Source organism: Paractinoplanes rishiriensis (assembly GCF_016862375.1).
Classification (GTDB): domain Bacteria; phylum Actinomycetota; class Actinomycetes; order Mycobacteriales; family Micromonosporaceae; genus Actinoplanes; species Actinoplanes rishiriensis.
Map to the genome: position 1 here is coordinate 197441 of NZ_BOMV01000059.1, position 11264 is coordinate 208704.

Below are 11264 nucleotides of genomic sequence, written 5' to 3' on the forward strand. Positions count from 1 at the left end.
GCTACCAGCGGGGGGCGGAGCCGTCGGAGTCGGGATCGCCGCCGAGCGCGTCCACCCCCAGCCAGTCGGCACAGACGTCGCTGGTGGCCGGCTGGAGCGATCCGGCCCGGGCGTCCCGGTAGAGGCGTTCCAGCGGGTGGCCGCGACGCATCGCCGAGGTGCCCGCCGCCTCCAGCATCGACGCCGCCACCTCGGCCGCCGTGGTGCCGGCCAGCAGCTTGGCCCGCCACACCCAGCGGTTGGTCTCGGCCTCGCCGGGCGCCTCGTCGACCCGGCGGGCCGCCTCCTGCACCGCGAGGTGGGCGGCCGCGACGGCGGCGTCGGCCCGGCCGATCCGGGCCCGGATGGCCGGCAGGTGACCGAGCTTGCGGGCGGTCACGTGTTCGACCGCGGCGTCCACCGCGGCCCGGGCCACCCCGACGTAGACCGCCGCATAGCTGGCCACCATCCAGTGCGGCGCCAGCTGGGCCACCACCAGGGCCAGGCCCTCGACCCCGCCGAGCAGCGCACCGGCCGGGACCGTGACGTCGACGTGCAGGTCGTGCGAGGCGGTGGCGCGCATGCCGAGCGCGTCCCAGGTCTCCTCGACCCGCAGCCCGGTGCCGGCCGGCACCAGGAACTGGGAGACCTGGGTGGGGTCGGCCTCGCTGCGGGCCGCGACCAGGTAGGCGTCGGCGTGCCCGGCACCCGAGCAGAACGTCTTGGCGCCCTCGAGGTGGAAGCCGCCGTCGACCGCGCGGTACCGGCTGGCCATCTGGGACAGCCGGGAACCGGACCCGCGCTCGCTCATCGCCACCGCGTACCAACTGCCGGCCGCGGCCGCGCGCAGGTGGTCGTCGCGGGCCCGCATCGCCTCGGGCGGCAGGCCCAGCGCGTCGGCCAGTTCGTCGGTGACGCCGGCCAGCGCGCCGGTCACCGAGGCGTGCATGTTGAAGATCAGTGCGGTGGCGCCGTTGCCGCGGGCCAGTTCGTACGCCACCGCGGCGTAGTCGGCGAACCCGGCGCCGGCCCCGCCCAGCCGCTGCGGCACCAGCAGGCCGAAGAACCCGGCACCCCGCAGGTCGGCGAAGTCGTCGGCGGGAAAGGACCCGTCCCGGTCGTGGGCCGCGGCCCGGGCCGCGAACCGCGGTGCCAGCCGCCGAGCTTGGTCGATCATGACTGCTCCTTGCGGCCGGTGCCCTGATAGAGGACCGCGGTGGGCCGGGTCGGGACGATCCGCCCCCGGGTGTGTGGCCGGCGCAGGGCGAGCCAGCGGATCATGCCGGTCACCGTGGGGCGGGCGCCGCGCACGGTCAGGCGTACGCCATGGCGGGCGAATTCCGCGATCAGCCGGCGCGGGCGCACGAAGAGGGCCGGATCGTGCAGGCCGATCGGGGCGACGCCGAGCCGCTCCCCCGCGGTGACCGTCACAAACCGGCTCAGCGCGGTGTCGTTGACGGTGTCGAGCACCACCAGCCCGCCGGGCCGCAGCACCCGGGACAGCTCGGCCACCGTGCCGGGCAGGTCGGTGACGTGTTCGAGGATCTCGCCGGCCGCGACCACCTCGGCCGAACCGGAGGCCAGCGGCAGCGCGGTCACGTCGCCGTTCACCGGCAGCACGCCGTGCCGCGCGGCCTGCCGTAGGCCAGATCGGCGCAGGTCGACGCCCACGTGCCGGTAGCCCTTGCCGTCCAGGTGCGGGGCCAGCAGCCCGCCGCCGCAGCCGGCGTCCACCAGCAGCGCGCCGGGCCGGGTGGCCGGTGGGATCAGGCGGGCGCGGGCGGCGGCCAGCCAGTGCAGGATCTCGAAGCCCCCGCCGGGGCGCCACCACTCGGCGGCGAGGTCGTCGTACTGACGCGGATCGTTACGAGACATCGACGCCATGTGATCGAGCGTGGCACGCATCCGCGCCGAGTACCACACTTGTGCCCATGTCACGCACGCTTGCCCTGATTCGTTCGTCCCATCCGGAGCCGGGCGCCGCGGTGACCGTCGCGATGACCCTGCTGGCGATCGGCGCCGGGCACCGCGGCTGGCGGATCGCCGGGATCCTCCTCACCGTCGCGGCCACCCAGCTCGCGGTGGGCTGGGTGAACGACTGGCTGGACGCGTCCCGGGACCGCCGGGCCGGCCGGCGGGACAAGCCGGTCGCGTCCGGTGCGATCAGCGCCCGGGCGGTCGGATTCGCGGGCTTGGCGGCCACTCTCGCCGTACCTCTCCTGGCTTTGCCTTTTGGTTGGTTGCCGGCCGCACTGATCACGCTGGCCACACTGGTCGCACTGCTCTACGACTGGCCGCTGAAGTCCACCGTGTTCTCGGTAGTGCCCTATCTGGTCGCGTTCGGTCTCCTGCCGGCCTTTGTGGTGACCGCCCTGCCGGGGCATCCGGCACCGCCGTTGTGGCTGGTCACGGCGACCGCGCTGCTCGGCGCCGGCGCGCATTTCGCGAACGTGCTGCCCGATCTCGACGACGACGCGGCCACCGGGGTGCGCGGCCTGCCGCATCGGCTCGGCGCGGCCGGTGCCGCCGTCGCGGCCGCGATTCTCCTGCTGGGTGCGACGCTCACGCTGGTCCTGGGGCCGGCGGGGCCTCCGTCGTGGGCAGGCTGGGCGGCCGCCGTCACCGCCGTCGTGGTCCTTCCGCTGGGGTGGTACGCGGGGCGCCGGGCCGGCGGTGGGCGGGCCGGCATGTTCCGGGCGGTGCTCGTGGTAGCGCTGATCGACGTTCTGCTGCTGGTCACCAGTGGGCGGGTGGTGTGAATGGACGGGTCGGCGCACGAGCCGGATCACGGGCCTCTAGGCTGAGCCGTACGCCCTTGGTGTCTTTTCTTGGAGGATCGTGATGCGCTCGCTGGGAACCCGCCGCGTCGCACAGGCCGCGGGTGCCGCGATGGTCGCCGTGATCGCGCTCGGCGGCTGCTCGGCCGGTCAGGTCGCCGAGACCGCCATCCTGAAGGCGCCGATCTCGGGCCTCGACACGCAGAGCCCCGACGGCACCCTGCTGGTCCGCAACCTCCAGGTGGTCTACAACAGCCCCGAGGGCTACCCGGCCGGCGGCAACGCGCCGATCCAGGTCAGCCTATTCAACCAGACCGAGCAGCCGATGACCGTGCTGATCAGCAGCCGGCCGCCCGCCGAGGGTGGCGGCGAGACCGCGGTGTCGGCCCGCCAGGTCGGCGTCGGCCCGCTGCGCGCCGGTGGCGCCGAGCCGTCCGAGCCCGCCGAGCCGTCCGCCGAGCCGTCCGGGGCGCCGTCCGCCGACCCCTCCGCCGCGCCGGACCCGTCCGCTTCGGCGAGCGCTGCGCCCGCCGGGTCGGCGGCGCAGCCGGCCCGGTTCACCATCGCGCCGCTGAGCAGCCAGACCTTCCTGCCCGGTGACACCGAGATGCTCCAGGCGATCGGCTTGAGCGGCCGGCTCGCCCCGGGCTACTCGCTGGCGCTGACCATCGAGGTGAGCACGTCGGCCACCCCGCTCGAGGTGCTGGCGCCGTTCGCGATCCCGACCTCGCCCGCCTCCCGCGGTCCCGCCGCCGAGGGCGAGGGCGAGGGCGGCCACTAGAGCGGTTTTGTCGTACCCGCGGGCTAGCCTGCCCCGGTGACAAACTCCCGCACGGCCGCCAAGGCTGCCCGGCCGACGTACGTCTGCGACGCCTGCGGGCACCAGCCGCCGAAATGGCTCGGCCGGTGCCCGGACTGCGGCGAGTGGGGCTCGGTGATCGAGTCCACGGTGAGCAGTCCGCTGGGCGCCGGACGCGTGGTCAGCTCGCGCATGCCGGCCGAACCGGCCCGCCCGATCGCGACGATCAGCGCCGCACCCGCCAAGGCCGTGCCCACCAACGTCAGCGAACTCGACCGGGTGCTCGGCGGCGGCCTGGTGCCGGGTGCCGTGGTACTGCTGGCCGGTGAGCCCGGTGTGGGCAAGTCCACACTGCTGCTCGACGTCGCCCAGCAGTGGGCGGCCGGCGCCGGCTCGCCGTCGCTCGTGGTCAGCGGGGAAGAGTCGGTGAGCCAGGTGCGGTTGCGGGCCGAGCGGCTCGGTGCCCTGCACGAGCGGCTGTTCCTGGCGTCCGAGAGCGACCTGGGCGCCGTCCTGGGCCACCTCGACGCGGTCAAGCCCGGCCTGCTGGTGCTCGACTCGGTGCAGACCATCTCGGCCCCCGGCACCGAGGGCGTGCCGGGCGGCGTCACCCAGGTGCGCGCGGTCACCGCGGCGCTGGTCGGGGTCGCCAAGGAGCGCGGCATCGCCACCGTCCTGGTCGGCCACGTCACCAAGGACGGCCAGGTGGCCGGCCCGCGCGTGCTCGAACACCTGGTCGACGTGGTGCTGCACTTCGAGGGCGACAAGCACTCCTCGCTGCGGCTGGTGCGCGGCGTCAAAAATCGCTTCGGCGCCGCCGACGAGGTGGGCTGCTTCGAGATGCACGAGGGCGGCATCGCCAGCCTGGCCGACCCGTCCGGCCTGTTTCTCACCCGCTATCAGGAACCGGTGCCGGGCACCTGCGTCACGGTCGCCATGGAGGGCCGGCGGGCGCTGGTCACCGAGGTGCAGGCGCTGATCGGCGCCGAGGTGCAGGGCTCGCCGCGACGCACCGTGTCGGGCCTCGACAGCGCCCGGCTGGCCATGGTGCTGGCCGTGCTCGAACGCCGCACCAAGCAGCTCAAGCTCTACAACCGCGAGGTCTTCGCCGCCACGGTCGGCGGCATCCGGCTGGTCGAGCCCTCGGCCGACCTGGCCATGGCGCTCGCGGTCGCGTCCGGCGGCCTCGACCTGGCCATGGCCCCGCACCTGGTGGCGATCGGCGAGGTGGGCCTGACCGGCGAGATCCGCCGGGTCGGCGCCATCGGCCGGCGGCTGGCCGAGGCGGGCCGGCTGGGCTTCCGGGTGGCGCTGGTGCCGCCCGGCTGCGGATCGGACGGCGCGGCACCCAAGGGGATGCAGGTGCAGGAGGTGGGCGATCTCCGCTCCGCCCTGCAGGCGGCCGCGCGCGCCTCCGCGGAGCACGGATCACGGTGACAATCGGTGACGTTTCATCACGCTACGGAGCATTCATCGAACCACGCCTCGTTGACCTGGATGGCAGTCCGTAGAATGTCCAGGTGCCGCTCGACCGCGATGGTTCCAAACCTGCCGCCGCCGCACCGACGCCGCGCCCCGGCGTCAACGGTGCGGTGCATCGTGCGGCGCCGGCCAGCCCCGGCCTCTCCGGCGGCGGCGTGAGCGGCGATCCGCTGCGTGCCAACCTCGCGCTGATGGCTCCGGGCACGGCCCTGCGGGACGGCCTGGAGCGCATCCTGCGCGGCCGCACCGGCGCCCTCATCGTGCTGGGCCACGACACGGTGGTCGAGAGCATCTGCACCGGCGGCTTCCCGCTCGACGTCGAGTTCTCCGCGACCCGGCTGCGCGAGCTGTGCAAGATGGACGGCGCCGTGGTGCTCTCCAGCGACGGCACCCGCATCGTCCGGGCCGCGGTCCACCTGATGCCCGACCCGTCGATCCCGTCCGAGGAGTCCGGCACCCGGCACCGCACCGCCGAGCGGGTCGCCAAGCAGTCCGGCTTCCCGGTCATCTCGGTGAGCCAGTCGATGCGCATCATCGGGCTGTATGTGAACGGTCAGCGCCACGTCCTCGACGACTCGGCCGCCATCCTGTCCCGGGCCAACCAGGCGCTGGCCACCCTCGAGCGCTACAAGCTGCGCCTCGACGAGGTCTCCGGCACCCTCTCGGCGCTCGAGATCGAGGATCTGGTGACGGTCCGCGACGCCGTGGCGGTGGTGCAGCGCCTCGAGATGGTCCGCCGCATCGCCGACGAGATCTCCGGCTACGTGGTCGAGTTGGGCACCGACGGCCGACTGCTGGCCCTCCAGCTCGACGAGCTGATGGCCGGCGTCGACGCCGACCGCACCCTGGTCATCCGCGACTACCTGCCGATCGGCCGCAAGGCCCGCACGCTCGACGAGGCGCTGGTCGAGCTCGACCTGCTCACCGCCACCGAGATGATCGACCTGGTGGCGGTGGCCAAGGCCATCGGCTATCACGGCGCCTCCGACGCGCTGGACGCCGCCGTCTCCCCGCGCGGCTTCCGCCTGCTGGCCAAGGTCCCACGCCTGCCGGCGCCGATCGTCGACCGCCTGGTCGACCACTTCGGCAGCCTCCAGCGCCTGCTCGGCGCCACGGTCGAAGATCTGCAGGCGGTCGACGGCGTCGGCGACGCCCGGGCCCGCGGGGTCCGCGAGGGCCTCAGCCGGCTGGCCGAGGCCTCGATCCTCGAACGCTACGTCTGAGCCGCCGGGGACAGCGTCGCCGCGGCGGCGCGCAGCTCGTCGCGGAGCCGCTCGTCGCGCCAGGCCGGTTCCTGCTCCTCGCCGTGGCGGACCACGCGTTCGTCCCGGTCGGCGAGCCGGCGCAGGCCCGCAGCGGCGCCGCGGGCGTCCATCTCCACCAGCAGCGCCACCCCGCCGTCGTCGCCCCACCCGTCGTCGATCGCCGCCAGCAGCGGCCGCACCAGGTCGGCCGGGTCGGTGCCGAGGAGCCACAGGGCCCGGGCGGCGCTCACCCGGCCCCATTCGCCGCGGAGCGCCGCACGCAGCGGCGGTGCCAGGTCGCCGAGCCAGCCGGGGGTGACCGCGGCGATCTCGGCGGCCAGGGCGGCGGCTTCCCGCACCGGGTTGTCGCCAGCCCGCAGCACGTCCGCCAGGATCGGGAGCACCTCGCCGGTTGCCCGCCACACCACGCGAGCGGCCGCCACCTGGGCGACGCGATCCGGGAACGTGTCCGCCGCTCTGCCGGTCAGGATGTCGGTCAGCCGGGGCACCAGCGGCGCCATGGCCGGGCCGGCCTCGGCGATCAGGCCGAGCTCCCAGTGCCGGCCGGCCAGCGGGCCGTTCAGCATCAGGTTGGCCGCCACCACCAGAGGTTCCGGGTCGCCGGAGATCCGCCACAGCGCGTGCGCCGGCCGCACCCTGGTCACCCCGTCGAACGGCATCGGAATCCCGTCGCGGGCGGCCACCCTCAGCACGGGCAGGGCGTCGGCCGCGGCCGGGCCGAGGCTGCCGAGCACCTGCGTGGTCACCCACGGCGCCGCGGGCAGCGCCGCGATCAGCTCGGGCAGGGCGTCCGCCACCTCCGGCTCCCAGATCCGCAGCACGTTGATCGTGCGAATCACCGGATTGCCGGTCTGCCGGGCGGCCAGCAGCGCGGTCAGCCGCCGCCGGGCCGCCGCGAACACCTCCGGATCGAACGGGATCGGATACGTCGGGAGCAGCCCGCTCGCCGACACCTCCCGACCGGCGTCCCAGGCGGCCAGCAGCGGCTCGCGCCAGCGCGGATCGCGGAGCCGGACCAGGGTGTTCAGCGCGCTCTGGGCGGCGCCGCGGTGCTCGGTCAGATCGCCGAGGGCCAGCGTTGCCAACTCGTCGGCCACCGCGGCCGCGGCCCGGCCGGCGTTCGCGGCGGCGCCGGCGGCCGCGTCGCGTACCTCCGCATCGGGATCGGTCAGCAGCTCGCGCAGCCGGGGCATCAGCTTCTCCGGCGCGGAGCGCCGGGTGCGGAACCGTTCCTCCATCGCGAACGCCGACCGGGCCCGCGCCTCCGGCGACTCGTCCGGGCGGGAACGCTGCCACCAGCGGCGCCGGGCCGGTGCCGGCCGTTGCACCAGCGCGGCCGCGGTCTCGTCGTCGACCAGTTCGAGCACCTCGGTGAGCACCTCACCGTCGCTCCACGCGGTATCCCACTCGTCCTTGTGGGCGAAGGCGGCGGCGATCGGCGGCAGCGTCTCGGGGGCGAGCGGCAGGCCGGCCCGGGCGGCGGCCAGCGCGGCCGCCACCGGCACCGGGAACGGCTGGCTCAGCGCCGCCTCACGCAGCAGGTCGGCGGCGCCACCGGTCTCCTGGTGCACGATCGCCATCAGCAGCGAGGCGCGGACCTGCGGGTTCCGTTCGGCCGTCCAGCGCTGACGCAGCCGGTCACCGGGGTCGCCGCCGCACTGCGCAATCGTGTACGCGGCTGCCTCGCGTACCTCCACCTGCTTGTCGGACAGCAGCGGCAGCAACCGGTCGGCATGCGCGGCCACCGCCGCACGGACGGCGGGCTGATCGGGACCGTCGCTCTCCGCCGGGTCGCTGATCGCGCCCAGGATGCGCAGCACGTGGTGGCGGTCGTGCACGCTGCGGGTGGTGGCCAGCTCGACCAGGAACGGCACCACCGCGACCGTCACCGGAAAGACGGTGCCCTGATGCCACAGCGACGAGCCGAAGTCGAACATGCCCCCGGCCGCGGTCTCCGGATCGCGGTCGGCCATCGCCCGGAGGATGTCCGGTGCCTCGGTGGCCGGGCCGTATGCGCCCTGGTAGGACGCCCAGTCGATCTCGTCAATCCCGGTGAGCATCCGGCCATGATAGGGACCGGTCAATTACGTCGAGAGAGGGCTCGAGCGCCGCGACCAGTCAGGAGGCGATGGCCAGCGCGATCGGGTCGCTCACCTTGGTGCCGAGCCGGGCCCGCAGTTCGAACTGGCCGGGTGGCGGGTTGGGGCCGGACGCCTGGTTGCCGGAGCAGCTGCTGGACTGGCGGCCGTTCCAGGTGATCTTGTAGATCCGCTGGTCGCCCGGGTTGAACTGGCGTACGTCGCTGCTCTTGTCGGTGCTGCAGGTGTCGGACGACCAGTACTTGCGGGCGCCCTGGTCGAGGTAGAGCTCCTGCGGGCCGGCACCCACGTCACGCGAACAGGTGCGGGTGCCGACGTTCTTGACGGTCAGGGTCAGTTCCAGGGTGGCCCCGCGCTTGACGGACCGGGACGCGGCGCTGGGCACCACGGACATCTCCTGGTCGGCGCAGGCACCCTCGGCCTGGGCGGTCACATTCGAGTTCTGGCCGGTGCCGGTCCCGTTGCCACTTCCGGGCAGGGTCGGCGGGGCGTCACCGTCGTCCGCGCCGCCGTTCGGCGACACGTCGCCGGGCGCGGGCAGGGACGGGCCGTTGTTGCCGCCCGGGATCCCGTCCAGGAAGGAGGGCTCGGTCTCCGGCGCGCTGTCGTCCGGCGCCGGGGTGGGATATTTCGACGCCGGGGCGCCCGTACCGCGCTGACCGTCTTTGTCGTCGCCGGAGCAGGACACGAACAGCACGATGATGCCGAGCAGGACCGCGCCCAGCACGACCGCACGACGCCGCCAGTAGACGGCGGAAGGAAGGGGACCAACCGTCGTTCGCATGATGGGGCCACCGTAAACCCGGACAGGCGTGGGCCATGGTTGCGACGCGCCGGTTATGCGACACCGACTCGCTTATCAGTCGTTAGAGATAGACCTTGCGCTGGTAGATCGCATGTGCTCCGGCGACCCGGTCGAGGAACAATTTGCCGGCACAGTGGTCGATCTCGTGCTGGAGCGCCCGGGCCTCGAACGCGTCGGTGGTCACCGTGATCGGGTCGCCCGAACCGGGCAGCACGGCCTCGACCACCACCCGGCCGGCCCGCTTCACGTCGCCGGTCAGGTCGGGGACGGACATGCAGCCCTCCCGGCCGGCCTTCCAGCGGCTGGCCTCGACGATCTTGGCGTTGCAGAGCACGAAGGTGCCGTGCGTGGTGACCGCCTTGGGGTGCCCGGTGACGTCCACCGCGAAGACCTGCACCCCGATCCCGACCTGCGGAGCGGCCAGACCCACGCAGCCGGGCGAGACCTTCATGGTGGCCACCAGGTCGGCGGCCAGCTGGACGATCTCGGGCGCGGTCGGGTCGACCTCGTCGCCGACGGCGCTGAGCACGGCGGCCGGCGCGGTCACGACCGGCAGGACGCGTCCCTCCGGAGACGTCACAGGATCTCCGACTCGGCGCGCCGGAGCGTCACCTCGACGCCCAGCTCGGCGGCGGCCACGGCAAGCCGCTCGGCCAGTTCGTCGGCGGCACCTACCGGCAGGTCGACCTCGGCGATCAGCACGTAGAGCGGCCCGGTGAGGCGGGTGCTGAGGTCGGTGATGTTGCCGCCGGAGCCGGCCACCACCCGGGTCACCGCGGCCACGATCCCGAGCCGGTCGGCGCCGTGCACGCTGACCAGGAAGGGTTCGCCGCTGGTGGCCGCATCGGCCTCGGGTTCGATCCTGCGTACCTCGGTGACCACGTCGGCCAGCGACTCCAGCGCCGACGAGGCCTCCTCGGCGGTCGGCCCGGTGCAGATCAGGGTCATCGTGAAATGGCCGCGGAGGCGGGTCATCGTCGAGTCGGTGAGGTTGGCGCCGACGCCGGCGAGCGCCTCGGAGACGTCGGCGACGATGCCGGTCCGGTCCGGACCGATGACGGTGATGGCTAGCTCGTGCACCCGCCTACAGTAAGTCCTCTATGACTTTTGCCGACGACGCCATCGCCTGGTACGACCAAAATGCCCGCGACCTCCCCTGGCGGCAGCCCACCACGAGCGCCTGGGGCGTGCTGGTGAGCGAGGTGATGCTCCAGCAGACCCCGGTGGTCCGGGTGGAGCCCGCCTGGCATTCCTGGATGGCTCGCTGGCCCACGCCGGCCGCCCTGGCCGACGACCCGCCCTCGGAGGCGATCCGGATGTGGGGCCGGCTCGGCTACCCGCGCCGGGCCATGCGGCTGCACGCGTGCGCGGTGGCGATTGTGGAGCGGCACGGCGGCGTGGTGCCGGACGACCTGGTGCAGTTGCTGGCACTGCCGGGCGTGGGCACGTACACCGGGCGGGCGGTGGCCACGTTCGCGTACGGGCAGCGGCACCCGGTGGTCGACACCAACGTCCGCCGGGTGGTGTGCCGCGCCGTGCAGGGCAAACCGGACGCCGGCCCGGCCACCACCTCCGCCGACCTGACCGCGATGGCCGAGTTGCTGCCGCCGGAGGATGCCCGGGCGGCCCGGGCCAGCATCGCGTTCATGGAACTCGGCGCGATCGTCTGCACCGCCCGCGCGCCGCGCTGCACGATCTGCCCGTTCGAGGAGGTCTGCGCCTGGCGCCGCACCGGCCAGGACCTGCCGGCCGGACCGAGCCGCAAGCCACAGCGCTACGCCGGCACCGACCGGCAGGTGCGCGGCCTGCTGCTGGAGGTGCTGCGGCACGCCACCGCCCCGGTGCCCCGGCAGCGCCTCGACCTGGTCTGGCCGGACGAGGTGCAGCGTGCCCGGGCACTGGCCGGGCTGGTCGACGACGGTCTGGTCGAGCCGCTCGGTGCGAACGACTTCGTACTGGCCGGCGACGGCCCGAGCCTCTGAAGGAAAGCGCCTACCAGCCACTGACATTACCGATGCGTTACGGCTATGGTGAACGTTCACATCGATCGCCGTCAGG

Annotated in this window: 11 protein-coding genes; 5 read left to right on the top strand and 6 right to left on the bottom strand. The window is 73.9% G+C overall.

The genetic code is table 11. The features are described from left to right. Nucleotide 1: 1 nt before the first annotated feature. Both Ari01nite_RS27310 and Ari01nite_RS27315 read right to left on the bottom strand, forming a co-directional pair. Nucleotides 2-1156: an acyl-CoA dehydrogenase family protein gene (locus tag Ari01nite_RS27310; RefSeq protein ID WP_203785033.1), complete on the bottom strand. Its 1155-nt coding sequence runs from the start codon at nt 1154-1156 to the stop codon at nt 2-4. Then, nucleotides 1153-1863: a methyltransferase domain-containing protein gene (locus Ari01nite_RS27315; protein WP_203785034.1), complete on the bottom strand. Its 711-nt coding sequence runs from the start codon at nt 1861-1863 to the stop codon at nt 1153-1155. Before Ari01nite_RS27315 ends, Ari01nite_RS27310 begins: the two co-directional genes overlap by 4 nt. A 47-nt stretch (nt 1864-1910) precedes the next feature. Between Ari01nite_RS27315 and Ari01nite_RS27320 the strand changes: the two genes are divergently transcribed. From Ari01nite_RS27320 to disA, 4 genes are all read left to right on the top strand, one after another. Further along, entirely contained in the window at nt 1911-2738 is an 828-nt protein-coding gene (locus Ari01nite_RS27320) for a UbiA family prenyltransferase (RefSeq protein ID WP_203785035.1), read from the top strand. Between the two features lie 82 nt (nt 2739-2820). Next, entirely contained in the window at nt 2821-3537 is a 717-nt protein-coding gene (locus Ari01nite_RS27325; RefSeq protein ID WP_203785036.1) for a hypothetical protein, read from the top strand. Nucleotides 3538-3573: 36 nt separating this feature from the next. Next, a complete protein-coding gene (radA, locus tag Ari01nite_RS27330; protein WP_203785037.1) occupies nt 3574-4992 on the top strand; it encodes a DNA repair protein RadA in 1419 nt (472 codons plus the stop codon). Between the two features lie 83 nt (nt 4993-5075). Further along, entirely contained in the window at nt 5076-6260 is a 1185-nt protein-coding gene (disA, locus tag Ari01nite_RS27335) for a DNA integrity scanning diadenylate cyclase DisA (RefSeq protein WP_203785038.1), read from the top strand. On the opposite strand, the gene Ari01nite_RS27340 is transcribed toward disA, so the two are convergent. From Ari01nite_RS27340 to Ari01nite_RS27355, 4 genes are all read right to left on the bottom strand, one after another. Further along, the gene (locus tag Ari01nite_RS27340) at nt 6251-8362 is read right to left on the bottom strand and encodes an NACHT domain-containing protein (RefSeq protein WP_203785039.1); all 2112 of its coding nucleotides are present in this window, start codon (nt 8360-8362) and stop codon (nt 6251-6253) included. The genes disA and Ari01nite_RS27340 overlap by 10 nt on opposite strands. 58 nt (nt 8363-8420) lie before the next feature. Beyond that, nucleotides 8421-9185, bottom strand: coding sequence for an adhesin (locus Ari01nite_RS27345; RefSeq protein ID WP_203785040.1), 765 nt, complete (start codon nt 9183-9185; stop codon nt 8421-8423). An 82-nt stretch (nt 9186-9267) separates the two neighbouring features. Beyond that, a complete protein-coding gene (gene def, locus Ari01nite_RS27350; RefSeq protein ID WP_203785041.1) occupies nt 9268-9786 on the bottom strand; it encodes a peptide deformylase in 519 nt (172 codons plus the stop codon). Further along, complete coding sequence (locus Ari01nite_RS27355) at nt 9783-10286, bottom strand: glycine cleavage system transcriptional repressor (RefSeq protein WP_203785042.1); 504 nt, start codon at nt 10284-10286, stop codon at nt 9783-9785. Before Ari01nite_RS27355 ends, def begins: the two co-directional genes overlap by 4 nt. 20 nt (nt 10287-10306) lie before the next feature. On the opposite strand from Ari01nite_RS27355, the gene Ari01nite_RS27360 reads away from it, so the two are divergent. Beyond that, nucleotides 10307-11188 carry an HhH-GPD family protein gene (locus Ari01nite_RS27360; protein WP_203785043.1) on the top strand — a complete coding sequence of 294 codons (882 nt, stop codon included), beginning with the start codon at nt 10307-10309 and terminating at the stop codon, nt 11186-11188. Nucleotides 11189-11264 lie beyond the last annotated feature (76 nt).

What these genes read in the sequence shown, in the direction of transcription:
- Ari01nite_RS27310 (WP_203785033.1), bottom strand. Translation starts at nt 1,156, where the DNA reads ATGATCGACCAAGCTCGGCGGCTGGCACCGCGGTTCGCGGCCCGGGCC.
- Ari01nite_RS27315 (WP_203785034.1), bottom strand. Translation starts at nt 1,863, where the DNA reads ATGGCGTCGATGTCTCGTAACGATCCGCGTCAGTACGACGACCTCGCC.
- Ari01nite_RS27320 (WP_203785035.1), top strand. Translation starts at nt 1,911, where the DNA reads ATGTCACGCACGCTTGCCCTGATTCGTTCGTCCCATCCGGAGCCGGGC.
- Ari01nite_RS27325 (WP_203785036.1), top strand. Translation starts at nt 2,821, where the DNA reads ATGCGCTCGCTGGGAACCCGCCGCGTCGCACAGGCCGCGGGTGCCGCG.
- Ari01nite_RS27340 (WP_203785039.1), bottom strand. Translation starts at nt 8,362, where the DNA reads ATGCTCACCGGGATTGACGAGATCGACTGGGCGTCCTACCAGGGCGCA.
- Ari01nite_RS27345 (WP_203785040.1), bottom strand. Translation starts at nt 9,185, where the DNA reads ATGCGAACGACGGTTGGTCCCCTTCCTTCCGCCGTCTACTGGCGGCGT.
- Ari01nite_RS27360 (WP_203785043.1), top strand. Translation starts at nt 10,307, where the DNA reads ATGACTTTTGCCGACGACGCCATCGCCTGGTACGACCAAAATGCCCGC.